We start from the raw sequence: 24173 nt of genomic DNA, 5'->3' as shown, positions 1-24173 counted from the left end.
GCGCCATTATGGGCTCGCCAATGTCGTCAGCGTCGCCGGATTGAGATGCTGCACCACAGCATTAAGGAGGGCATCCGCGAAGCCGCCGCGCGCTCTTGCTTCACGGCGGGCGCTCGTCACGACGCGAGGCTTCGCGCTCCATGCGATCTTCGCGCCCGAGGCTTCGAGCGCTCGCACGAACTCGACGTCCTCGTCGCAACCCAGGTGGCGGAAGCCGCCCGCGCGGCGGTAGGCCATGGCCGAAACCCCCAGGTTGGCGCCGTGCACGTGGCGGTGGCCGTCGTTGTCGCGGTAGGTTGTCAGGAAGTGCCGGTGCAGGAGATCGGCGTGGATCCCATGGGGCGTCCAGTCCTCCACGCCGACCGTGCCGCAGACCGCGTCGGCGTCGAGCGAGAGCTGGTCCGCCAGCCAACCCGGCGCCACCATCGTATCGGCGTCGGTGAACCCCAGCCACCGCGCACCGCGAGCGAGCAGGACCTCGGCCCCGACGGAACGGGCAACTCCGACATTGCGGGCCCGCACGCTGATGGTGATGGCGCCCGAGCGCGCCGCGATGACGCCCGTGGCATCCGTGCAGCCGTCGAGCACGACGATGATCTCGACCGGTTCGTCCAGCGTCGGGTGGGTGGCGGCATGGCGGGCCGCCTGCACGCATGCGGCGATCGTGTTTTGTTCGTTGTGTGCCGGTATGACGATGCCAAGCATGTAGTGCGTTCGGTGGTGGGGGCTCTGATCTGGATACGACAAAGTAGAGCCTCCGACGGCCGGAACGCGTCGGTCGACACATGGACGGCGCGTAGGGCGCTGCCGAGGAGTGCGGATGAAGATGTCTTAGGACATTGCGCCGCGGTCGGGCGCGTGGCTGGAAAGCGAAACGGTTCTATCGACCGGCTCGACCACCCGCCTGCTCGCGCGCTGCCAATTGCTCCCGCACGGCGGTCACATGGGATCCGACTTTCGCGAGGGCGCTGCGCAACGCCGCTTCGCTGCAGTGGAACTGCGCGCACCAGTACTGGACCTCCACGGGGTCCTGGGCGTTGACACGGCCCGGATCCAGCGGCTTGAAGTGGCTCAGATCGACAGTCATCGCACTCTCCTTGCGGTCCGCAACCAGGACTTATAGAGCGCCGGCCCTTCGCGGACAAGCGCAGGACGTCGACATCCGCAACCCCACGTAACACTGGCTTCATAGAGGAGGCGTACGCTTCGCACCAGACAGTCTGCCGGCGCTGGTAGAGGTTGCTTCGGCGCCCACCCGTCAAGAGTGGTTCCTCGATGCCGGCGGCTGTCCTTGCATCCTTCTTGCGCAAGCTATCGATCGCCGACGATCTCCTCGTCGGGAATGCCCTGCAGGTCCGCAAGCCATACCACGGCTTCCGAATCGCTCGGCGCACGCCAGTCGCCGCGTGGCGAGAGCGAGCCGCCGGAGCCCACCTTCGGCGCATTGGGCACGCACGAACGCTTGAACTGGCTGGTCTTGAAAAAGCGATGCAGGAAGGTGCCGAGGTGCTTGCGGATCTGGCTCAGCGAGTAGGCGTTGCGTTCCGCCTGCAGTTCATCCGGCCACCGCCCCTTGTCGCGGTCGCGCCATGCCGTGTAGGCAAGGAACGCCACCTTGCTCGGCGAAAAGCCATAGCGCAGCGTGTAGTAGAGGTGGAAGTCCTGGAGCTCGTAGGGCCCGACGAAATCCTCCGTGCGCTGTCCCGGCTGTGCATCGTCCGCTGCGCCGGGTTCGTTCGGCACCAGCTCCGGGCTCACCTCGGTGTCCAGGATCGCCTCCAGCACGGTGCTGCCGGCCGGTCCGATCTGTCCGTTCTGCGCGACCCAGTGCACGAGATGCTTGATGAGCGTCTTGGGCACGCTCGCGTTCACGTTGTAGTGCGACATGTGGTCGCCGACCCCGTAGGTGCACCAGCCGAGCGCGAGCTCGCTGAGGTCGCCCGTGCCCACCACGATCGCCCCATGGAAATTCGCGAGCCTGAAGAGATGGCTGGTCCGCTCGCCGGCCTGCACGTTCTCGAAGGTGATGTCGTACTGCGGCACCCCCTCCGCGAAGGGATGGCCGAGATCGACCAGCATCTGGCGACAGCTCGGCCGGATGTCGATCTCGCGCGCGGTGCATCCGACGGCCTGCATGAGCTGGTGGGCCTGGTCCCGGGTCCGGTCGCTGGTGGCGTAGCCGGGCATCGTGAACCCGAGGATGTTGGCGCGGGGCAGCGCGAGGCGGTCCATTGCCTGGGCGCAGACGAGCAGCGCATGGGTCGAGTCGAGACCGCCCGAGACGCCGATCACCAGCTTCCGGATGCCCGCGGCCTCCAGCCGTTGCACCAGCGATTGCACCTGGATGTTGAAGACCTCCATGCAGCGTTCGTCACGATGGCGTGCGTCGGCCGGCACATAGGGAAAGCGTTCGACATTCCGGCGCAGCGCAGGCGATGGGGTCGGGCGCGGCGGCACGCAGTCGAAGGCGACGGTGCGCCAGCCGGCCAGGGCCTGCTTGTGCCGCTGCACCGAAACGCCGAAGGAGTTCTGGCGCATGCGCTCGCGCGAAAGGCGTTCGAGATCGACATCCGACACGATCATGTGCGACCGGTTGCTGAAGCGCTCGCTCTCGGCCAGCATCTCGCCGCTCTCGTAGATCAGGGCCTGCCCGTCCCAAGCCAGGTCAGTGGTCGATTCACCGATGCCGGCCGACGAATAGAGATACGCCGCGAGACAGCGTGCCGAATGCAGGCTGACCAGCCGGTGCCGGTATTCGGACTTGCCGATCGTGATGTTCGACGCGGAGAGATTGACCAGCACCGTGGCCCCGGCGAGCGCGGCGTAGCTCGAAGGCGGAATCGGTACCCACACGTCCTCGCAGATTTCGACGTGCAGCTTCAGCAGCGGCAGTTGGCGTGCCTCCAGGATCACATCGGTGCCGAAGGGCACACGCTGGCCGCAGAGTTCGATCTCGGTCGAGAGGGCGCTGTCGGCGGCGCTGAACTGGCGTCCTTCGTAGAACTCGCCGTAGTTGGGAAGGTACGCCTTCGGCCACACCGCGAGGACCCTTCCACCACTCACGGCGGCAGCACAGTTGTAGAGCCGGTGGTCTACGCGCAGCGGCAATCCCACGATCGCGAGGGCGCCGAGTTCGCTCGACGCGGCGACCACTGTTGCGAGCGCATCCTCGCAGGCGTCCAGCAGCGCGGCCTGATGGAACAGGTCATCGCACGTGTAAGCGGACAGTCCCAGTTCCGGAAACGCGACGACGACCGCACCCTGCGCGCTCGCTTCGCGGTACAACGCGACGGTTTCATCGGCATTGAAGACCGGATCGGCAACGCGATTGCGCGGCACCGCGACCGCAACGCGGGCAAAACCATGGGCATAGGGGTCGAGGAACTCTGAAAGGGTGGTCATGGGTCTTTGCAAGGCCGTGCGGGCGTCAAGCTTGCGGGTTGGCTGCCTACAACGCAACTGTGTCTTCTCGTCCAACAATGTTTCCTTTGGGAACCGGAGGCATCGTGGAATCGCAAACGAAATCTTGGCTTGCAGCGCTCGAGGAAGCAGACGCCAAGCGGCCCGACCTGCCCGGCGAGCATCTCATCGTCCTGGGCGTCGGCCTGTTGCTCTTGATGGCGACCGGCCGCAGCCGCACGCTGATCGGCAGGGCATTGATCGGCGCCGCCGCCGGTGCTTTCATCGGGCGCGCGGCCAGCGGCACAGGCGGACTGGCGCGCCTGACGGCCAAGGTCGACGAACTGCTCACGCGGTACAGGCTCTAGTCGCCGCGTGGCGACGGGTGTGCTCAAAGTGCGCGCTTCGCCGGCGTGAGCGGCACGCGCTGCGCCCGTTTCGCGGGCTTGCGGGGCCCGAGGTCCGCAAGCAACGGCTGGGCTGTGTTTTCCGTTGGGGCCGGCGGCTCCAGGACAGTGCGCATGCCCTTGGAGAATTCGACACATGCGCGGTCGAAGTCGGCGAGCGCCTGCAGGTATTCGCGCCGGGCGGATTTGCTGCTCATCGGCAACACCGTGTGCGGAGGGCAACTGTCATGTGACTGCAATTGACAACGACATCCGTCTTTGTCTTACAAGTGCGTGGATCAGGGCCAATGACAAGGGTACACAATTTGCTGCTCTCCTTCTCTTCGTTGGAGCACCGGGATGAAGTTCTGCGAGGCGTGTCACACGGCGAACAAGGACCGTGCCAGATACTGCTGCGGTTGTAAAGGCAAGTTCTCGGGGGTGCGCTTCGCGGCCAACACCACCGAGTCTTCCTTCGCGGACTCGCGCGAGATTCTTTCGATTCCCCCCGTGCCGACCGGAACCGTCAACCGCGCGGGCGAGGTGCGCAACCGGCGTTCGGGCGGCCGAAAGGGCCTTTGGCTGGCATTCGTCCTGTTGTTGGTGGGAGCGCTGACGTACTGGTATTCGACCCCGCGCCAGATCTTCATCGACTGGTCGAAGGCCGGGGACTCGGTGTCGTCCTTCGCCTCCTCGATGTCGTCCTCGGCTTCCGCCTCCATTTCCTCGGCCTGGTCGTCGGTCCGGCAGACCGTCGCACCCGAGCGGGTCGCCGTCGTCGAAACGCCGGTGCATCCGGCGGTCTCCGCGGCGAGTCAGCCGCCGGTTCCGGTTCCGGTGCCCGCGCCGGCACCTGTGTCACGACGCCGCGATCAAGGCGCCCCCGCCCAGAAGGGCAGCACGAAGGGCAGCGAGATCGCAGCCACGGTCGTCACCGAGCCGCGCTCTGCGCGAGTCGCGCCGGTCGATCGCCCCGAGGTCAAGCCGCCGGGCGCCGTGAGCGCGGCGCTTCACGATCCCGCGCCTTCGTCGATCCCGGACGCGCAGACAGTGACCGTCTCCGAACCGGCAAGTGACGTTGCCGAGCCGAGGCAGCGCGCATGTTCCGAAACGCTCGCCGCATTGGCCTTGTGCCCCAAGTGACGAGGCCGGGGCCGCTTACTTCGTTCGGCGTATAGGCCGTCGGCTGCATTGAGTTTGGCCATCGTGTGGCCCACGATGGCGCCCCATGGCCTGGCAGTCGCTCGCCAACACCCTTTCCACGTTGCCGCGCGTGCTCGCCGGGCCGGTGCTGCGAAAGGTCGCACCGCGCAGCGTCAGCGTGTGGTTCGCGATGCGCATGGGTGGCGATGTCGCCCTCACGGTGCTCGACGCGCTCGACAAGTCCCTGGCCTTCGGCCATCGCCACACGATGGCCGTCGGCACGCAGCTTCACCTCGTGTGCGTCACGGCGCATCCGGACGCCGGGCAGGGCGACCTGGTGGAAGGCATCGTCTACCGCTACAAGCTCGAATTCACCTTCGACGATGGCCAGACCATGGACCTCGCCGCGGCCACCGGCACGCAGACGCTGCCCGGCGCTTTCTGCTACGTGCCCTTCGGCCTGCCCAGCTTCTGCCTGCCGCCCGCGTCGCTCGATGACCTGCGGCTGCTGTGCGGCTCGTGCCGCATCCCGCACGGCAACGGCAGGGACTGCTTCTCGATCGGCGACAAGCTGATCGCACAGGCATCGTCCAACCCGCTCGCACGGCCGCACCAGTTGCTGCTGACCGGCGACCAGATCTACGCGGACGACGTCTCCGCCTCGATGCTGATGGTCATCTCCGATGCCGCGCACGTGCTGCTCGGATGGAAGGAAGAGATTCCCTTCGACGACCAGGGCGGCAAGGCGACGGTGGACAAGCTGCTGCCCTACCTGCGTCGCGATCCGCTGGAGGCCGCGGGCTTCACGTCGGAGGACCTCGACGGGCAGTTGCTGTCGCTCGGCGAGTACCTGTGCATGTACATGATGGTCTGGTCCGAGGTGCTGTGGCCGGTCGACATGCCGGGCTTCAACGATGTCGCGAAGGCCACGGAAGGGGTTCTCGGCGATCAGGTCGCGCTGGGCCACTGGCTCGGGCAGCGCGCGAAAAAGGGCCAGGACTTCGGCGTGGCCAAGGAGGTCACGCGGCTCACGCTGTTCCGTCACGATCTCCAGGACGTGCGCCGGATGCTGGCCAACATCCCGAGCTACATGATCTGCGACGACCACGAGGTCACCGACGACTGGAACATGACGCGCGATACCTGCAAGTCGCTGTACGGCCATCCGCTCGGGTTGCGCGTGAGCCAGAACGCGCTGGTCGCGTATTCGCTGTGCCAGCACTGGGGCAACGTGCCGGAAGTGTTCGAGGGCGGTGGTGCGGGAAGGAACCTGCTCGACCTGCTCGACGGGATCACCAGCGCGGCGGACTACGAAGCGAAATCGCCCGCATTGCGTACCCTGGTGGCCGTGCACGACGAGGCCACGCTCGCGATGCGGCCGGCCAATGCCGTGTTCCACGACCCGGACTCGCTCATCTACAACTTCACGGTCGAAGGCCCGGGGCACCAGATCATCTTCACCGACTCGCGCTCGTGGCGCGCGTTCCCGAACGGCAGGGTGGGCGGCGGCGTGCTCATGCCGTCGGAACAACTCACCCAGCAGATCGTGAACACGCCGCCGGCCGGCGACCGCATCGTGATCGTGGTGATGACCACCAACGCGCCGGCCGTGGAGCCGATCCGTTCCGCCGCGCGGCACGACGCCGTCGCCAACTTCTTCGAGCACTTCCCCGACGTCTACGAGGCCTGGGAGTTGCCGTCGATCCATTTCGACCGCTTGATGGCGAGCCTGACGGACAAGCTGCCGCTGGTCGACGGCCGGCGGACCGGGGCGCTGGCGATGATCTCCGGCGACGTGCACTTCAGCTTCGCGACCCGCTTGCTCTACACCGCGACCACGCGCCTGGAGGACGTACAGCCCCAGCCCGTCAAGGCGGTGATCGCGCAGCTGGTCGCGAGCTCGTTCCGCAAGGAGACCGGGAACACGCTCGGCTTCCATCGCGACGGGTACGCCTATGCGCCCAATCCCATCGCCTGGTTGCTGATCCCGAAGACGACACCGCAAGGCTATGTCGGCTGGAACACCGTGGTGGGCTCCGAGAAGGTCGTGGGCCAGCGCGGCCTGGCGAGCAGCCCCTTCGTGCCGCTCTTCACCCTGAAGCTCGATCAGCCGACGGTGCCGGTCGAGCCGGACGGCTTCTTCCTCGGCACCGCGATCGATCCGCAGACGCCGCCCGACTACAGCTACCGGCTCGACTACCTGACGCCGCCCGAAGCGACCGTGCCCGTCGACATCACGCCGATCGCGCCGCTGCCCGACGGCAGCACGCCCGACCAGCGCAAGATGGCGGCCGAGGCCCTGCGCCTCGCGGCGACGAAGTACCGGATGTACAACGCCGGCGGGGACGTGAACAAGGTCATCGGCACCAACAACTTCTGCGAGATCACCTTCGACTGGCACCCGACCAATGCGAGCGCGCGCCGGCTGCATCACATCGTGCGCTGGCGGAAGGCGAGACCCAAGCCCGAGGATGCGGAAGAAACGGACGAGAACATCGAACTGCTGCTCGCCGAACTGCAACTCAGCGAGTACGTCGTCAGCCTCGATCCCGACGATCCCAAGTTCCCGGCGTTCGTGCCCCGGGCGACGACGTCATGAGTGCATCGCTCTTCGAATCGCTGTCGCGCGGCCTCGGTGGGCTGCTCGCGCCCATCGTCCTTGTGGTCGAGGAGCCGGGCTGGCTCCCGCGCCTGTTCGCCGAACTCGGCGTGCCACCGGACGCGAGCAACAACGCGCTGCTCCAGGCCCTCACCGCGGTGGCCGAACTCAAGGACCGCATCGAAGCGCTCGGTGCACAGGAGACGCCTTCCTTCGACAGCATCGCCGCCGTGCTCGACGCTGCCGCCGATGCCTTCGAAGCGCTGCGTCGCCTCGAACAGCAGGGCCCGCTCGCAGCGCTCGACGGCCTGGGCCGGGAACTGATCGACCTGCTGGTGATGGCTTTTCTCGAAAGCCGCGTGCCCGCCGCACGGCCGGCCGCGGCGTTGCTGACCCTGCTCGACCCCGCGGAGGAGCGCCGCGGCAACGCTCCGCTGGTGCAGGGCGGCCGCCTCGTCCGCGACACCTACCGGCTCGACAGCTGGCATCTCGACCGCCTACCCGCACTGCTGAAGGACCCGCTCGGCGTGCTGCGCGCCGAGTACGGCAACCCGATGCAGACGGTCGCCGACGCGCAGGCCATGGCCGACAAGCTGTTCCCGCGCCTGTTGCGCCTGCTGCGTGCGCTGGGCGTCTCGTGCCGCTACGGCTTCGATCCCGCCGACGCCGTCGCGCTCGGCGACGCGGGCCCGTTGATGTCGCATGCGCTCATCGTCTACGTCGACGATCCACTCTACGGCGCGGCCGCCGAATCCGGCGTCGTACTGTCGTTGTCGTCCGCGCAACAGGGTGATCTCGGCCTCGTCATCAGCCCCTTCGGAACCATCGCCGTCCAGGGCAGCGCCGGCCCCTGGCAGATCGCGGCCAACCTCACGGCGGGCATCGACGTCGTCGCCTGGGGTCGCCACGGCGTGACCCTGCTCGCGAGCCCGGGAACCGTCGAGGTCAAGGGCAGCGCATCGGCCAAGCTCGCGACGATCGATACGCTGCCCGCCTACGTGATCGGCGAGCCGGGCGGCGCGCGCCTCGAAGTCGGCGGCGCCAGGCTCGGGCTCGACGTCACGCTGTCGGAGGCGCACGCATCGCTGGCGGTGTCGGCGGACGTGACGAAGGCGGTGGTGGTCATCGCGGCGGGCGAGGGCGATGGCTTCCTCAGTGCGATCCTGCCCGCAGGCGGGCTCCAGGCGAAGGGCGATCTCGGCCTCGCATGGTCCAGCAAGAAGGGGCTGAGCCTGCGCGGCAGCGCGGCGCTGGAAGCCTCGGTGCCGGTCGGGCTGTCCTTCGGCGGCGTCACGCTCTCGGCCCTGACGCTGGCGATTCGCCCGCAGGATGCCGGCATCGCGGCGGAGGTGTCGGCCAGCGTGTCGGCGTCGATCGGACCCTTGACCGCCGTGCTGGATCGCATCGGCCTCGCCGGCCTGCTGAGCTTTCCGCCCGCTGGCGGCAACATTGGCGTTGCGAATCTCGACCTCGGCTTCAAGCCGCCCAGCGGCGTCGGACTGTCGGTGGACGCCAGCGGCGTGCTCACCGGCGGCGGCTTCCTGTTCCACGACGACGCGCAGAAGCTCTACGCGGGCGTGATGCAGCTCTCGCTGCACGAGACCATCACGCTCAAGGCCTTCGGGCTGATCGCCACGCAGATGCCCGACGGCCGTCCGGGCTTCTCGATGATCATCTTCATCACCGCCGAGGACTTCCGCCCGATCCCGCTGGGGATGGGCTTCACCCTGCAGGGCATCGGCGGCATGGTGGCCGTGAACCGCACTTTCGACCAGGACGTGCTGCGGGCCGGCCTCAAGAACGACACGCTCGCCACGCTGCTGTTCCCGCGCAACCCGGTGGCCAATGCGCCGGCCATCATCCGTTCGCTGGCCAGCGCCTTTCCGGCCCTGCGCGGCAGCTACCTGCTCGGCATCCTCGCGCGCATCGGCTGGGCCACGCCCACGCTGGTGCTGCTGGACCTGGCGCTGATCCTGCAGTTCGGCGCGCGCTCGCGCCTGCTGGTTCTGGGCCGCATCAGCTCGATGCTGCCTTCGCGCGACAACGACCTCGTGCGGCTGAACCTCGATGCGATGGGCGTGCTCGACTTCGACGAGGGCACCGCATCCATCGACGCGGTGCTCGTCGATTCGCGCCTGGTGCACAAGTTCGCGCTGACCGGCGCGATGGCCTTGCGCGCCCGCTGGACGTCCGGGCCGGGCGCGGGCTTCGTGCTGGCGGTCGGCGGGTTCAACCCGCGCTTCGCGCCGCCGGCCAATGTGCCCAAGGTCGACCGCATCGCGATTGCCCTTTGCTCGGGCGACAACCCGCGCATCACCTGCGAGGCCTATTTCGCGATCACCTCCAACACGCTGCAGTTCGGCGCGCGGGCGCAACTGCACGCGGCCGCCTATGGCTTCAGCGTGGATGGCGATATTGGCTACGACGTACTGATCCAGCTGGTGCCGCTGCACTTCCTTGCGGACTTCCATGCATCGGTCCAGCTCAAGCGCGGTTCGAGCAATCTCTTCAAGGTGTCGTTGGAAGGCGAGCTCGAAGGCCCGCGGCCGCTGCGCGTGAGCGGCAAGGCCTCCTTCGAGATCCTCTGGTGCGATTTCTCGGTGCGCTTCGACAAGACCCTGATCGACGGCGAGAAGCCGCCGCTGCCGCCCGCGGTCGACGTGGTGGCCGAACTGAAGAAGGCGCTCACCACGCCGCAGAGCTGGACCACGCTCGGGCCGGCCCATGCGAGCCACGGCGTCGCATTGCGCAAGCTCGCAGCGTCCGGCGCGGGAAGCACCATCGTGCTCGATCCGCTCGGCCGGCTGGTCGTGAAGCAGCAGGTCGTGCCGCTGAACACTTCGCGCGACATCGATTCCTTCGGCGGCGCGCCTGTGGCCGGCGCCAGGCGCTTCAACGTCAAGGCGTCGTTGAACGCGCAGCCGCAGGACGCCGATGCGGTCGCGGTGCGCGACCAGTTCGCGCCCGCCCAGTTCTTCACGATGAGCGACGACGAGAAGCTCGCCGGTCCGTCCTTCGAGGAGATGGATGCGGGACTGGTCTTCGGCAGCGAGGCAGTGAGCTTCGACGCGGCGCAGGTCGTCGGCGCGCCGCTCAAGTACGAGCCGATCGTGATCGACGACATGGCGGCGCCGCCGAAGCCGCCTGCGCCGCCGTTCATCATGAGCTTCGCGCAGTTGCGCTTCCACAGTCGCACCGGCGCGGCGGCCCGCGCGCCGGTGCGCGCCGTCGGCCTGGCGCGATTCCGCCGTGACGACGCGATCGACGAAGCGCCTCCGGTGCAGGCCGTGCGGATCGAAGCGCCCCGGTGGGCCATCGTCCCGTTGGCCGACGGCGCGCCCGCACCCGTGGACGCAACGCTGCAGACCTGGAGCGAGTACCGGGCGGCGCTCGGCACGCTCAACCGGGGCGGCGCACGGTGGCAGGTGGTCCCGCTGCACGAGTTGCAGGACGCACTGGTCTGAAGGGGACGACCGATGCCGACCTCCGACGACGCACAGGCCAACCTGAGCTTCCTGCCCTGGGTGCGCCAGGGTGCGGCCGCCAGCATCACCACGCCGGATTCGCTCGGGGCGGGCCAGCGTGCGGTGGCCGACGTGTCCGCCGTGGTGTCGGTCAACGGCAGCGCCGCACCGCCGGTGACGGTGCGCCTGCGCGGCCCGGCCGACGTGGTCGGCATCGATGCGAACCAGGTCGTGCGGCGCGACCCGCATCCGGGCAGCATCGATTTCGAGCCCAACTATTTCGCGGGCATCGAGTTCGACCGGGCCGACTTCCCGTGGCTCTTCACACCGGCCCGCGCCGACACGACGGGCAAGCTGCGGCCATGGCTCTGCCTGGTCGTCGTGCGCAAACAGGACGGGGTGTCGCTGGGTCCGACGGTCGACGCACCCTGCACCACGCTGCAGATCGCAGCGCCCGCGACTGTCGCGGCCGAGTTGCCAAACCTCGTCGACAGCTGGGCGTGGGCGCATGCGCAGGCGACCGCGAGCGACGCGGGGCAGGTCGGCAATGCACTGGCGGGCTCGCCGGCCCTGTCGCTGTCGCGTCTGCTGTGCCCCCGGATCCTCTCGGCCGACACCGAATACATCGCCTGCGTCGTGCCCACCTTCGAACTGGGGCGCCGGGCCGGGCTCGGCCTGCCGATCTCGGACGCCGATCTCGTCGCCGCCAATGCGCTGGCGCCCGCCTGGATCCCGACGCAGAAGTTGCCCTTCCTGCTGCCGGTCTACCTGCACTGGGAATTCCGCACCGGCCCCGGCGGCGACTTCGAGTCGCTGGTGCGTCGCCTCAAGCCGCAGCCGGTGCCTGACAGCCTGGGGCGTCGTCCGCTCGACATCGGCAGGCCGGGCTTCGAACTGCCGGCGGATTTCCCGCAGCCGACCACGCTCGGGCTCGAAGGCGCGCTGCAGCCAATGGAGTCTCCCGACACGCCCGCGCCGTGGGCGGATGCGACAGCGGCGCCTTTCCAGACCGCGCTGGCCACGATCATCAACACGCCCGGCCTCAACGAAGTGGCCGATCCGAACGCCGATCCGCTGCTCGCGCCGCCCATCTACGGGCGCTGGCATGCGGCGCGTGCCACCGTGGCACGGGGTGTTCCGAAATGGCTGGACCAGCTCAACCTCGACCCGCGATCGCGCACCGTCGCGGCCTTCGGCACGCGCGTGATCCAGGAGCACCAGGAGGCGCTGATGGCAGCCGCCTGGGAACAGGCGGCGGATCTGCAGCGCGCCAACCAGCGGATGCGGCAGATGCAACTCAGCCTCGCCGTCGGCAGCAGCCTGCACGTGCGGCACTTCGCGAACCTCGGGGCGGAGACACTGCTGCGCGTCGGCGCGCCGGCCTTCGCGCGCATCCGCACCATCGCCACGGGCGAGACCGTGCCGCGCACGCTGGTCGCGCGCATCGCCGACAAGGCACTGCCGCTGGCGGCCACGAGCCCGGCGATGCGCCGCATAGGGCGGGAGCGCGGCCCTTTCACGCGGCGCATCGCCGCGCAGGGGCTGACGCGCTCCACCACGCTGACGTGGGTCGCGAAACTCAATCTCGGCCTGAGCTTCTCCACGCCGCCCGCCACCGACCAGGCCACGATCGATGCGGTGCGCAGCCGCGTGCCCAACGTCACGATCCATCCTTACCGCGATGTCACGCAGACGCTCATCGACGGGCTGGTCGGCCGGCCGAACTTCCAGGTCATGCCCGAAGGTGCGCCGCTCAACGTGCCCAGCATCACGGTGATGATCGTGCTGCCCGACAGCCCGACGGCGCATGCCTTCCGGCTTGCCGCGAGCGAGCACCTCGGCCGCATCAACCCCGGCCGCTTCAAGATCCTGCGCGGTCCGCCGGTCGCGATGGAGATGACGGAGTTCAGGCAGACCGTGCTGACGCACATCGACCCGCGCCAGACGCTGGTGGCGCTCGCGCGCGCCGTGGTCGCTGTCGGTGCCGGCGCGGTGCCGCCGGTCGACACGCCTGCCAGCGCAGCCGTCGGCATCGACACCATCATGGCCGCGCCGAGCTTTCGCCAGCCGATGTACGAGCCGCTGCGGGACCTGTCGCAGGAACTGCTGCTGCCCGGGCTGCAGGACGTGCTGCCCGACAGCGTGATCGGCCTCAAGACGAACCGCCGCTTCGTCGAGGCCTACATGGTCGGACTCAACGTGGAGATGGCGCGCGAGCTGCTGTGGCGCGGGTTCCCGACGGACCAGCGCGGCACCTGCTTCGACCAGTTCTGGGATGTGCGCGGCACGCCCAGGCCTCGCCCCGACATCGGGCCCTTGCACCTCTGGGCCGATCGGCCACTGGCCGATCCCGCCACCGCGCCCACGCGCGAGCAGTTCGTGATGCTGATGCGCAGCGCACTGCTGCGGCGCTATCCGAACGCCATCATCTTCGCCGTCCCCGCGGTGGTGGACGCGAATGGCATACGCTCGCCGAGCGAGGTCGCCGCGCTCGAAGTCCCGCCCGCCTTCAGCGGCACGATGCAGCCGGACGTGTCCTTCTTCGGCTTCGACTTCACGGCCGATCAGGCCTCGGGCGCCGACGGCGGACACGGCTACTACATCGTGATCCAGGAGCACCCGACCGAGCCGCGCTTCGGGCTCGACGAAGACACGCCGACGGGCGGCGCCAGTCACCTGGGCATCGCGGGCGGCCCACCCCAGGGCGTGCCGCTGGGCGACCTGCAATGGGGCCGCAATGGCGCACACATGGCGGGCATCGTGCGGCAGTTGCCGGTGCGCATTTCGATTCACGCCTCGCAGCTCGTCAAGCACTGAGAGGCAACCATGGCCACCGTCACCGGCATCTCGACCGCAGCGTTCTTCAGGACCGACCTGAAGCTCGCCGCCGTGGCCCAGCCTCAGTTGCCGCCGCTGATGGCGAACACGCTCTGCCCGAGCGACCGGCCGCTGGCGCTGCTGCCGGTGCGGCTGGAGACGCGCTTCTTCGCGCAGCCCGACGGCAGCAGCGAACTGCGCGTGCGCGTCTATCCCGACAAGATCCACCTCGACTCCCACGAGCCCGAACTGCTTCCGGGCGAGCAGGCGTGGGGCATGCACTACTGGGAGCAGGACTGGCGCGCCGGCCCGGATCAGACCGCGCGTGCCGATGCGTGGCGGCAACTGGCCGACCGCTTCGGCGCCGCGCGCGCGGCATGGATCGCCCGCGTGTTGGCGCCCGTCAATGCGGCGCAGCGTCCGACGGCGGCTGTGGCCGCGGCCGATCCCTTGCCCGATGCGCCGCAATGGCCCGCAGTCCCGGTCGTCGACGACGGCAAGGACGCAGCGTGGCGCCATGCACCGCTGGCCCGATTGCTACCGGACCGCTGGATCGCCATCGTGCAAGCCGGCGGCCGGCCGGTGATCGCCGTCAGCGGCGGCGACATCCGGCGCCCGCTCGCGACGGGGCCCGATCCGAAGGCGCCGGCCGCGCAGGTGCCCAAGGATCAGGTCGCCGTCGACGACGGCATGCGGTGGATGGTCGATTTCGACGAAGCCGAGAAAGCCGGCATGGGGTTGCGCATCGCCATCCCCGCGCCGCTGCTGGCCGCCGGGCTCGACAGTCTCTTCGTGCTCGGCGCCGCGTCGACGAATGCCGCTGATACGGCGACGCAACTGGCCTCGCTGCTCGATGCCCATCACTACACCGACGGCGTCGAGTTCCTGCGCACCGGCACACCGACCAACAACACGGCCGACCGCCGGGCCGGCTACGACTCGACCGATGCCGGCCGCGTGCAGAGTTTCGCCAGCGAAGTCGCCTTCGATCCCTCGACGCTCGAGGGCGCAACGAATGCCGCGAGGCTCGGCCTCGCGCTCGGCCTTTCCACCGAACAGGTAGCCCCCGTGCTCGGGCGCTTGCCGCTCGCGGGCGGACGGCCGGACACCGAGATGCGCGCCATGAACAACGCGCTCTGGCCCGCAGGGTGGGGCTACTTCCTGAGCAACCTGGCAGGGCCGGGCGGCAGCGGCCTGACGCCGGAGCACATCGCATGGGCGCGCGGTCATTTCCTCGATCACGTGCGCAGTGCGGGGCCCTATGCCAGCCTGCGTTGCGGGCGCCAGCCCTACGGCATCCTGCCGGTGACATCGCTCGACGCGTGGCGACCGCGCGCGGGCGAGGAGGCCGCGCTCGCACGTGACACCTGGCTGCAGAAGCTGCTGCTGCAATTGCGCGACGGCGCCTGGCGCCCGCAACTGGGCGACGCCGCGCGCGTCGGTCGCAGGCAGCCAGCCGATCCCGATGGCGACCTGGCCGACGTGATGCGCACCGATGCCGTGTCCAGCAGCTACGGCACGCGGGCGGTGCTTGGCCGCCATTACCTCCAGCATCTGCGCGCCTTCCTCGGCGAAGACCTGCAGGGCAGCGGCTTCATCGCCGCGCAGGACGCCATCGCGACCGGGCTGCTCCAACGCCTGGGTCTTCCGTGGCGTCCGCGGCTGGCCCGCGCGGCCTATGCGGACCTCGACTACGCGGTGACCGTGCCCACGGTCCAGGCGGGCGAAGTATCACCATGGCAGAAGCTCGACCCCGACTACATCGCCGCGTTGCTGGCCCAGCCCTCGATCGAAGCGCTCGTGGCGATGCGGCCGGACCCCGCCAACCCCGCCAGCACCGCGAGCCTGCTGCAGATCCTTTTGCGTCACGCGCTGCTGCGCGAACTGGCACAGGCCACGGCGATGATCGCGGCCAGCCTGCCCGGCAACGACTTCGCGACATTGCTGCGCGACCCCGAACTGGTCGACCTGGGGACCGGCGCGGCGCCCACGCTCACCTGGAAGCGCCAACTCGACCTGCAGGTGCCGGCCCTCACCGGCGACCGCACGATCCGCCAGTTCCTCGAAAGCGCGACGAGCTTCGAACTGCCCGCACTCGCGTCGCTGGGCGCCTTCCGTGACAGCCTCTCCCGGTTGCAGACGCTCGACAGCGAGGCGCTCCAGTTGCTGATGCAGGGCACGCTGGACCTTTCCTCGCACCGGCTGGACGCGTGGATCACCTCGTTCGCCAGCAAGCGACTCGCAGCGATGCGTTCGGAGGCGCCGCAAGGCATCTATGCGGGCGGCTACGGCTGGGTCGAGAACCTGCGGCCGGCGGCTCCTGCCGCGCCGCTGACCCCGCCGGCAGGCGAGCCCGGACCGCTGTTCGCATCGCCGGACGACAGCGGCTTCATCCATGCACCGTCGATGACCCACGCCGCCGCCGCGGCGCTGTTGCGCAACGCGCACCTCGGTGCGACCGGCGTGCCGCAGGAGGAGGGCCCCTTCGCGATCAATCTCACGTCACGCCGTGTGCGCGAGGCGACCCAGTTGCTCGACGGCGTGCGCCAGGGTCAGCCGCTCGGCGCGTTGCTCGGCTACCGCTTCGAGCGCGGCCTGCACGAGCTGTCGCTCGACCGCTTCATCGCATTGTTGCGGGACTTCGCACCCCTGGTCGCGGGCAAGCTGGAGCCGAAGACGCAGCCGGTGGAGGCGATCGCAGCGAACAATGTCGTCGACGGCCTCGTCCTGCACAGTCGCTGGCGCGCGGACGGCCGGCCGATCAACGCGCTGCTGCAGCAGGCGGGCGCTGGCGACGATGAGATGAAGAAGATGGTGCAGGAGCTCAACGCCCTCGGCGACGCCATCGACGGGCTGGGCGATGCCCTGACCGCGGAGGCCGCCTACCAGATGGCGCGCGGCAACACTTCGCGAATCGCCAGCACGCTGGCCGCGATCGCACACGGCGATGCGCCTGCGCCCGAACTGGAGGTCGCCCGCATGCCGCGCAGCGGCGTCGCGCTAACGCACCGGCTGCTGCTGCTGTGGAGTGGCAAGGCGCCCGCAGCCACCGGCTGGGTGGCGGCATCCGCGCGCGCGACCGCGGAGCCGATGCTCAATGCCTGGGCCGCGAAGCTCATGGGCGATCCGCGCAACGTGCGCTGCACGATCGAGCGCATCGACGACGCGAGCGGCGCGGTGGCCGAAACACGCGTCCTGCGGCTGAGCGACCTGCAGCTGGCACCGCTCGACGTGGTGTACGGCGTGGAGGACGTCTCCGGTCCGCGCCGGGCCGACATCTCGACGGACGACATCGAGCAGCGCCTGCTGTATCTCGCGCGGAACCAGCAGGGCGGCTTCGGCGGGCAGGCCAGCCTGCGCATTCAGCATGCAAGGCCCACCGATCTCGCGGCCACGGAACTGACGCTGCTGGACGTGCTGGAGCAGGCACGCGCCGCCCGCCGCCTTCTTTCGAACGCGCGCGGCGCGGATGCGGAGGACCTCAATCCGCCGGAGCGCGCGAGTGCAGGGACGCTCGACCTCGCCGAACTGGAGGCGCGCGTCGTAAAAGCCGAGAACGCCCTCAACGCGGCCAGCAAGGCGCTCGACACGCTGGTGACGAAGGGCGCGGCGAGCACCGCCGATGCCCTGCGCACGGCAATGCTCAAGCTCGGCAGCTTCGGCCTTGCGCCGGCCGTCCCGGCCATCGCGGCGGGCGACGATGCGCCGACGCGCGATGCGTTGCTGCAGCAGGCGGCCGCCTTGCTCAAGCAAGGCAAGCCGCGCCTCGATCAAGGTGCGACGCTGCGCGCGGCAGCCGCATCGACCGAGCCGCGCGTGCGGCGCGATCAGTTGATCGAGCGCATGCGGGCGGTCTTCGGTTCGCCTTTCGTGGTGCTGCCGCGCTTCACCTGCGATGGCACCGCAGCGACCGAACTGAGCGCCGCGCTCGCGGCCACCACGCTCACGCAGGGTGGCGATCCGCTCGCCGCGCACACCTGGCTGACGCGAAGCGCGCGCGTGCGCGATCCGGTAGCGCGCCTCGCTGCCTGCCTGCGCGGCGCCGAGGTATTGAACACCGGCGAGCGCCTGAACCTGCGCGTGGCGCAACTGCCCTTCGTGAACGGCGAGCGCTGGGTGGGCCTGCCATGTGGGCCGGATGCGGAGCCGCCCTCGGGCAAGCTCTCGCTGGTACTGCAGACGTCGGCCGGCTTCGATGCCGCGTCGCCGCTGTGCGGCCTTGCCGTCGACGAATGGATCGAGGTGGTGCCGAGCCGTCGCGAGACCACTGCGATCGCCTTCCAGTACAACCCGCCGGATGCCTGCGCGCCCCAGGCCGTGCTGCTCGCATTGCCGCCGGTGCCCGAACAGGCATGGACCATCGCGACCCTGCATCGCGTGCTCGCCGAGACGCTGGACCTGGCCAAGCTGCGCGCCATCGATCCCGAGGCGCTGACCGGCACGGCCCAGTACCTCCCGGCGCTCTATCTCGCCTTCAACGCGAAGGACGACGTCGTGTCGACCGACGCGGCGGCGCTGGCCCGCTAGGCCATCACCCGAGTGCCCGGACACGCCATGCCAGCTAAGCCCCCGCCGCCGACCGACGCAGCCGCCGAGGCCCCGAAGCCTCGCCTGCCAAGGCAGCCGCCCGAGCCGCCGGATCCACCCGATCCGCCGCCGCCCCGTCCGCCCAAGCCGCCGCGCCCGCCGCCGCCACGGCCGCCGCCGCAACCGGCACCACCGGCGCCGACCGGCCCGACCACTGCATCCATCACGAGTTGGACCCGCATCGAGCCGCATTGCCGCGACGACGCCATGTCGACCGGCCCCGGCGCGCGGGTGTTCGATCCGCTGTGGTTCCTGGCGCGACAGTGGCAGGTCGGCGAATTCCAGGCCGAGGACACCGGCTCGCCGGTGATGGCGCGCGTGCGGGCGACCAGCGCGATGCTTTCGCGCTGCCACCTTGGCGCGTTGAAGCACGACACGCAGGTGCAGGCGCCAGCCTATGACCCGATGGCCGTTCCGCTGGAGGTGCAGGTCGAGCGCCGCCGCATGCGGGCCGCCGACCCGAACGACGCGTGCATGCTGACGCTGGCGGTCGAAGCGGGCCTGCAGTTCCTGCGCATGCTGGAGGCGCAGCCCTTGTCGAAGAGCTACCGCGCCGCGCTGATCCAGCGCTTCGCCCTGCAAGCGCTGCCTGCGCGACCGGCCGATGCCGACCCGCTGGACGAGGCCACGTCGCGATTCATGCAGACCATGACGGGGCGCGCGCCCGATGCGCGCCGCCTCGCCGACGCTTTCCGCAACGGAGGGGCCGCTCAGGTCGTGCTCGAGGCCGCGCTGAAGATCGCCGTGGGCGACCGCGCCGAAGTGCAGCAGACCGCGCTGGCCTGGCTGCAGTGGTACGACGGCCTGGTGCACGAGCCGGCCGCAGCCGGCGACGGGACCGACGATGCCTGGCAGCCTTCGCGCCTGGAATACGCCGTGTCGGTCGCGGGACGCCTGTCCGATCGGCCCGAAGACGAATTCGCGTTGACCGCCGCCGAGTTCGATGACGGCCGGCTCGACTGGAGCAGCTTCGACCTCAACCTCGAAGTGCGCATGGGAACCGACGGGGACCGCAAACTGACCACCCTCGTCGAGACCACCGTGCCCGCACCGGTCAGCTTCCGCGGCGCACCGGCAGCGCGCTTCTGGGAGATGGAGGATGCACGCATCGCCTACGGGCTCGTGCCGGTGGGCCCGACCGACCTCGCGCAGTTGATGGTGATCGAATATGCGGGCAGCTATGGCAACGACTGGTTCGTCATTCCGCTGACGCTGCCGGTCGGCTCGCTGACGCGCGTGGAATCGTTGGTCGTGACCGACACCTTCGGCGTGCGCAGCCTGCTGCGGCCGCTCGGCGATCCGGCCTTGCCGCGACCCTGGTGGTCGATGTGGCAACTGGCCTGCCTGCGCAGGGCGGGCGAGGTGCCCATCGACGTGCCGCAGGCCAATCTCTTTTTCCTGCCGCCATCGCTCGGGCGGGTGATCGAAGGGAGCGCGCTGGAGGATGTGCTGCTCATGCGCGACGAGATGGCCAATCTCGCATGGGCCATCGAGCGCAGCATCGAGAGTCCCGTCGAACAGTCGGTGCAGCGCATCGAATACGAGGATGGGTCGCTTGCATCTTCGGGATCCGATGCACCCGCGACGTCGGCTTCGCCAGCGCGCTACGTGCTGTCGTCGACCGTCCCGGGCAACTGGGTCCCGCTGCTGCCCGTGCAGCTTGCGGAAGAGGACGGCAAGATTGTCCAGCGCCTGCGGCGCGGCGCGGTGCTGCAGCCCGACGGCTCGAAGAAGATCCATCCCGCGCAGGGCACGGTGCTCAATGCCGGCACGCAGTTGCTGCTCTACGACGAGGAGGTTCCGCGCGAGGGCGCGCATGTAACCCGGGGCCGTCGCATGGCGCGGTGGACCGACGGGACGACCTGGGTGTGGACCTCATTCCGTCGGCAGGTCGGGCGCGGCGAGGGATCGAGCGGCTTGCGCTTCGATCAGGCAGAGGACGGCGGCAGCTAGCGCGCAGAGTGGCAGCGAAGGCTGCCGTTTCGCCAGGATTGCTGTCGAAACGCTGCAAGCTTCCGTCTGTCGCTTGCCCTGCGCCGTGCGCACACTGGCCCTGCGTCCACGCAGGAGTCCGTCATGTCCGCCAGTCACCGCCCCAGCATCGTCTACCTCAGCGCGCCCGAAATGATCCGGCTCGTGCAGCGCAAGGGCCTGTCAGCGTGCATCGCCGGCGTGGCCGAGCGGATCGAGCGCGATTTCCTGCGCTGGAACGAATTCGACAAGAGCGCGCGCGTCGCCAGTCATTCGGACGTCGGCGTGATCGAACTCATGCCCATCGCCGACGCGACGCAGTTCGCCTTCAAGTACGTCAACGGACACCCGGGCAATCACCGTCACGGCTTGCCGACCGTGATGGCCTTCGGTGTGCTCGCCGACGTGGCCACCGGCGCGCCGCGCTTCCTGTCGGAGTTGACATTGACCACGGCCATCCGCACCGCGGCGATGTCGGCCCTCGCGGCGCGCAGGCTGGCGCGTCCGGGCAGCCGCAGCATGGCGCTGATCGGCAACGGCGCGCAGGGCGAATTCCAGGCGATCGCGTTCCGCGACCTGGTGGGCATCCGTGAGCTTCGCCTCTTCGATACGGACCCGGCCGCCAGCGCCAGGCTCGCTGCGAACCTCGGCGGCCATGGGTTTCAGATCCTGATCTGCGAGAGCACCGCTGAAGCTGTGCGAGGCGCCGACATCGTGACCACCGCCACCGCCGACAAGACCAACGCGACCATCCTCACGCCCGACATGATCGAGCCCGGCATGCACATCAACGCCTTGGGCGGCGACTGTCCGGGCAAGACGGAGCTTCATCGCGGCGTGCTCGAGAAGGCGTCGGTCTTCGTAGAGTTCGAGCCGCAATCGCGCATCGAAGGCGAGATCCAGCAGATGCCCGCCGACTTCGCGGTCACCGAGTTCTGGCAGGTGCTCACGGGCGACCGGACGGGACGTGTCAGCGCATCGGAGGTCACGGTGTTCGACTCGGTCGGGTTCGCGCTCGAAGACTTCTCCGCGCTCGCCTACATGCGCGAGACCGCGCAGGCGCTGGGCCTGGGCGAGATCCTCGACCTGATGCCGGACATGGACGACCCGAAGAACCTGTTCGGCGTCTTGCGCATGAAGAGCAATGTCGAGGAGGCCCGACCGGCGGCGCGGGTGGTGCTGCAGGTCGCAGCCTGAGCCGGCTCAAGCCTTCTGTACGGGATCGGGCGCGTATTTGTCGCCCACCTCTTCGCGCAGCGGATGCGTGTCGTAGACGATGTGCATGCTGGCGATCCGGTCGCTGCCCGGCCGGAAGCCGAACACGTCCACGCAGGTGAAATCGACCAGCCTGCCGTCGCTCAGTGTCCAGTCGTAGCGGAAATAGGCGGCGACCCGCACCGTGTCGCCGTCGGGTTGCACCGAGGCGAACAGGTCGATCAGCGTGATCACGCTCTGGCTGGATGCCTGTGCCAGTCGCGGGAAGAAGTCGCGCGCCTTCATCGTGCCGAGGAACGGCGAGTGGACGACGCCGTCGTCCTCGAAGGTCGAGACCAGGCCCGCGGTGTCGCTCGCGTTCAGGTGGCGCAGGTAGACGCGGACCGTGTCCAGTTGAAGTTGATGGTTCACGCAGAGGCTCCTTCTATCAGCGGGTTGGATATTCGCAGTTCTGTGAAGTAATGCACACCCACTATTCCGTCCGTTCGATGGTGGGGCCAGTGAAGCGAGCCTAACGTTGCCCCTGTCGCGCGGCCCCACGGACGCGCATCAGGACTGACGGCGCGAACCAGTCACTTCGCCCGTCGACCCCTTCTGGCTGGTTAGCAAGGCGAGGGCGCTCATTGCGCGCGGATCGCCACCAGCCAGCCTTTTGCCCCCGGCCACCACCCCTCCAGGCGGGTCCGTGCCGCTATGCTGGGTGACATGACTCCCAAGACGCTGCTCGTGGTCTATCACACGATGTCCGGCGGCACCGCGCAGATGGCGCAGGCCGCTGCCGAAGGCGCGCGCGACGAGCCCGGCGTCCACGTGCGGCTGCTGCGCGCGCCCGAGGCACAACCGGACGATGTGCTCGGCGCGGACGGCTACGTGTTCGCCACGCCCGAGAACCTCGCCGCAATGGCGGGTTTGATGAAGGACTTCTTCGACCGCTGCTACTACGCCGCGCTCGACCGCCTGAACGGCAGGCCCTATGCCACGCTGATCTGCGCGGGCAGCGACGGCCAGAACGCGGCGCGGCAACTCGACCGCATCGCCACCGGATGGCGGCTGAATGCCATTGCGCCCGCGTTGATCGTCTGCACCCACGCACAGACGCCCGAGGCCATCGCGCGCCCGAAGCAGATCGGCACGGAAGACCTGGCGCGATGCCGCGAACTGGGTGCGGCGCTCGCGGCGGGGCTTGCTTTGGGCGTGTTCTGAACGTCTGCGGCCATTGTTTCCCCGGAACGAACACTGCAGTTCCTTTTGCGCCGATTTTGTCCGGGCGAATTGGCTCAAACTCTCGTCACAGAGAGAAAAGCTATGAACACGACTTGGAACTTCATCTTGGCCGCCGCGGTCACCCTGGCATCCGCGGCGGGAATCGTCGGCGGTGAGGCCGCGAAGGGCGAATTGCGTCTGGCCGAGGCGGCCACGTCGGTAGGTACCGATTCCGCCGTGTTGGCCTGGCTGAGCGGCGACACGGTCGCAGGCAAGACGACCCCGGTGGTCTCGACCCAATAACGGCCGACCCTCGGGCATCAGTTGAGCCGTTGACCGCCAGCCGCGTCGAAGAGATGTGCTGCCTCGGCCACGGGCCAGAGTGGCAGCCGGTCGCCCGGCCGCGCGGCAATCCGGTCGCGAAACGCGGCCATGACGGACTGGTTGCCCAGCCGTAGCGCCACCTGCGTCTCGGAGCCCGTAGGCTCCACGACGATCACCTCCGCGGTCGCGCCGCGGCCCGGATCGATCGTGAAATGCTCGGGCCGGGCACCATAGAGCACGCGATCGCCGTGCAAACCGCGCGAGACCTGCGCCACCGGCAGGCGCAGGCCATCGTCGGTCAGCACATGAGGAGCGCCATCCAGCTGCAGCCGTCCGGGGATGAAGTTCATCGCGGGCGAGCCGATGAAACCTGCGACGAATGCGTTCCGGGGGCGGTCGTACAGCTCCAGCGGCGCGCCGATCTGTTCCACCCGCCCGTCCTTCAGCACCACGATCCGGTCGGCCATGGTCATGGCTTCGACCTGATCGTGCGTGACGTAGACCGTCGTGGTCCCGAGGCGCTGGTGCAGCGCCTTGATCTCGGTGCGCATCTGGACGCGGAGCTTGGCGTCGAGGTTCGACAGCGGTTCATCGAAGAGGAAGGCCTGCGGCTGGCGCACGATCGCGCGGCCCATGGCCACCCGCTGGCGCTGGCCGCCCGAGAGCTGGCGCGGCCGGCGCTGCAGCAGCTCGCCGAGCCCGAGGGTCTCGGCCGCCTGCTCCACGCGACGCGCGATGTCGGCGGCCTGCACGCCCTGGATCTTCAGGCCGAAGCCCAGGTTCTGCGCCACCGTCATGTGCGGATAGAGCGCGTAGTTCTGGAACACCATGGCGACGTCGCGATCCCGCGGCGCCAGCTCGTTGATGCGCCGTTCGTCGAGCAGGATCTCGCCGCCGTCGATGCTTTCCAGGCCTGCAATCATGCGCAGCAGGGTTGACTTGCCGCAGCCCGACGGGCCGACCAGGGCCACGAACTCGCCGTCCCGGATGTCGATGTCGATGCCGCGGATGACCGGCGTGCTGCCGAACTGCTTCACAAGATTTCTGACTTTGATGGATGCCATG

16 protein-coding genes are annotated in these 24173 nt (G+C 69.0%); 10 read left to right on the top strand and 6 right to left on the bottom strand.

Annotated elements, in window-relative coordinates; translation table 11 throughout:
* Window positions 1–6 precede the first annotated feature (6 nt).
* From ACSFBL_RS22020 to ACSFBL_RS22010, 3 genes are all read right to left on the bottom strand, one after another.
* Window positions 7–705: a glycosyltransferase family 2 protein gene (locus ACSFBL_RS22020; protein WP_435517952.1), complete on the bottom strand. Its 699-nt coding sequence runs from the start codon at window positions 703–705 to the stop codon at window positions 7–9.
* A 175-nt stretch (window positions 706–880) separates the two neighbouring features.
* On the bottom strand, window positions 881–1087 hold the full coding sequence (locus ACSFBL_RS22015) for a DUF3606 domain-containing protein (RefSeq protein WP_435517951.1): 207 nt from the start codon (window positions 1085–1087) through the stop codon (window positions 881–883).
* A gap of 224 nt (window positions 1088–1311) precedes the next feature.
* Window positions 1312–3402, bottom strand: coding sequence for an NAD(+) synthase (locus ACSFBL_RS22010; RefSeq protein WP_435517950.1), 2091 nt, complete (start codon window positions 3400–3402; stop codon window positions 1312–1314).
* Between the two features lie 104 nt (window positions 3403–3506).
* Here ACSFBL_RS22010 and ACSFBL_RS22005 point away from each other — a divergent pair, with 104 nt between their 5' ends.
* On the top strand, window positions 3507–3767 hold the full coding sequence (locus ACSFBL_RS22005; protein ID WP_435517949.1) for a hypothetical protein: 261 nt from the start codon (window positions 3507–3509) through the stop codon (window positions 3765–3767).
* A 23-nt stretch (window positions 3768–3790) separates the two neighbouring features.
* Here the strand turns inward: ACSFBL_RS22005 and ACSFBL_RS22000 are convergent, their stop codons facing one another.
* Window positions 3791–4003, bottom strand: a complete 213-nt coding sequence (locus ACSFBL_RS22000; RefSeq protein ID WP_435517948.1) for a hypothetical protein — start codon at window positions 4001–4003, stop codon at window positions 3791–3793.
* Window positions 4004–4295: 292 nt separating this feature from the next.
* Here ACSFBL_RS22000 and ACSFBL_RS21995 point away from each other — a divergent pair, with 292 nt between their 5' ends.
* From ACSFBL_RS21995 to ACSFBL_RS21965, 7 genes are all read left to right on the top strand, one after another.
* Window positions 4296–4928 (top strand): hypothetical protein, encoded by a 633-nt coding sequence (locus tag ACSFBL_RS21995; protein ID WP_435517947.1) that lies wholly within the window; start codon window positions 4296–4298, stop codon window positions 4926–4928.
* Between the two features lie 85 nt (window positions 4929–5013).
* Window positions 5014–7527 (top strand): hypothetical protein, encoded by a 2514-nt coding sequence (locus ACSFBL_RS21990; protein WP_435517946.1) that lies wholly within the window; start codon window positions 5014–5016, stop codon window positions 7525–7527.
* Complete coding sequence (locus ACSFBL_RS21985; RefSeq protein WP_435517945.1) at window positions 7524–10991, top strand: DUF6603 domain-containing protein; 3468 nt, start codon at window positions 7524–7526, stop codon at window positions 10989–10991. The genes ACSFBL_RS21990 and ACSFBL_RS21985 overlap by 4 nt, the downstream gene beginning before the upstream one ends.
* A gap of 12 nt (window positions 10992–11003) precedes the next feature.
* Complete coding sequence (locus tag ACSFBL_RS21980) at window positions 11004–13808, top strand: hypothetical protein (RefSeq protein WP_435517944.1); 2805 nt, start codon at window positions 11004–11006, stop codon at window positions 13806–13808.
* Between the two features lie 9 nt (window positions 13809–13817).
* On the top strand, window positions 13818–18335 hold the full coding sequence (locus ACSFBL_RS21975) for a hypothetical protein (RefSeq protein WP_435517943.1): 4518 nt from the start codon (window positions 13818–13820) through the stop codon (window positions 18333–18335).
* A gap of 27 nt (window positions 18336–18362) precedes the next feature.
* Window positions 18363–20348 carry a hypothetical protein gene (locus ACSFBL_RS21970; RefSeq protein WP_435517942.1) on the top strand — a complete coding sequence of 662 codons (1986 nt, stop codon included), beginning with the start codon at window positions 18363–18365 and terminating at the stop codon, window positions 20346–20348.
* A 123-nt stretch (window positions 20349–20471) separates the two neighbouring features.
* Entirely contained in the window at window positions 20472–21563 is a 1092-nt protein-coding gene (locus tag ACSFBL_RS21965; protein ID WP_435517941.1) for an ornithine cyclodeaminase, read from the top strand.
* 6 nt (window positions 21564–21569) lie between these two features.
* Here ACSFBL_RS21965 and ACSFBL_RS21960 read toward each other — a convergent pair whose 3' ends face one another.
* Window positions 21570–21992, bottom strand: a complete 423-nt coding sequence (locus ACSFBL_RS21960; protein WP_435517940.1) for a nuclear transport factor 2 family protein — start codon at window positions 21990–21992, stop codon at window positions 21570–21572.
* A gap of 294 nt (window positions 21993–22286) precedes the next feature.
* On the opposite strand from ACSFBL_RS21960, the gene ACSFBL_RS21955 reads away from it, so the two are divergent.
* Window positions 22287–22784: a flavodoxin family protein gene (locus ACSFBL_RS21955; protein WP_435517939.1), complete on the top strand. Its 498-nt coding sequence runs from the start codon at window positions 22287–22289 to the stop codon at window positions 22782–22784.
* Window positions 22785–22886: 102 nt separating this feature from the next.
* Window positions 22887–23087 carry a hypothetical protein gene (locus ACSFBL_RS21950; RefSeq protein ID WP_435517938.1) on the top strand — a complete coding sequence of 67 codons (201 nt, stop codon included), beginning with the start codon at window positions 22887–22889 and terminating at the stop codon, window positions 23085–23087.
* Window positions 23088–23104: 17 nt separating this feature from the next.
* On the opposite strand, the gene ACSFBL_RS21945 is transcribed toward ACSFBL_RS21950, so the two are convergent.
* Complete coding sequence (locus tag ACSFBL_RS21945; protein WP_435517937.1) at window positions 23105–24172, bottom strand: ABC transporter ATP-binding protein; 1068 nt, start codon at window positions 24170–24172, stop codon at window positions 23105–23107.
* Between the last annotated feature and the right edge of the window lies 1 nt (window position 24173).

Origin of the sequence: Variovorax glacialis (assembly GCF_051216375.1) — a bacterium.
Classification (GTDB): domain Bacteria; phylum Pseudomonadota; class Gammaproteobacteria; order Burkholderiales; family Burkholderiaceae_C; genus Variovorax.
This window is presented reverse-complemented; position numbering and strand designations above follow the sequence as displayed.

Bases quoted from the DNA above. Each gene is read 5' to 3' on its own strand.
- ACSFBL_RS22020 (WP_435517952.1), bottom strand. From the start codon at position 705: ATGCTTGGCATCGTCATACCGGCACACAACGAACAAAACACGATCGCC.
- ACSFBL_RS22015 (WP_435517951.1), bottom strand. From the start codon at position 1,087: ATGACTGTCGATCTGAGCCACTTCAAGCCGCTGGATCCGGGCCGTGTC.
- ACSFBL_RS22010 (WP_435517950.1), bottom strand. From the start codon at position 3,402: ATGACCACCCTTTCAGAGTTCCTCGACCCCTATGCCCATGGTTTTGCC.
- ACSFBL_RS22000 (WP_435517948.1), bottom strand. From the start codon at position 4,003: ATGAGCAGCAAATCCGCCCGGCGCGAATACCTGCAGGCGCTCGCCGAC.
- ACSFBL_RS21990 (WP_435517946.1), top strand. From the start codon at position 5,014: ATGGCCTGGCAGTCGCTCGCCAACACCCTTTCCACGTTGCCGCGCGTG.
- ACSFBL_RS21985 (WP_435517945.1), top strand. From the start codon at position 7,524: ATGAGTGCATCGCTCTTCGAATCGCTGTCGCGCGGCCTCGGTGGGCTG.
- ACSFBL_RS21980 (WP_435517944.1), top strand. From the start codon at position 11,004: ATGCCGACCTCCGACGACGCACAGGCCAACCTGAGCTTCCTGCCCTGG.
- ACSFBL_RS21975 (WP_435517943.1), top strand. From the start codon at position 13,818: ATGGCCACCGTCACCGGCATCTCGACCGCAGCGTTCTTCAGGACCGAC.
- ACSFBL_RS21970 (WP_435517942.1), top strand. From the start codon at position 18,363: ATGCCAGCTAAGCCCCCGCCGCCGACCGACGCAGCCGCCGAGGCCCCG.
- ACSFBL_RS21965 (WP_435517941.1), top strand. From the start codon at position 20,472: ATGTCCGCCAGTCACCGCCCCAGCATCGTCTACCTCAGCGCGCCCGAA.
- ACSFBL_RS21955 (WP_435517939.1), top strand. From the start codon at position 22,287: ATGACTCCCAAGACGCTGCTCGTGGTCTATCACACGATGTCCGGCGGC.
- ACSFBL_RS21950 (WP_435517938.1), top strand. From the start codon at position 22,887: ATGAACACGACTTGGAACTTCATCTTGGCCGCCGCGGTCACCCTGGCA.
- ACSFBL_RS21945 (WP_435517937.1), bottom strand. From the start codon at position 24,172: ATGGCATCCATCAAAGTCAGAAATCTTGTGAAGCAGTTCGGCAGCACG.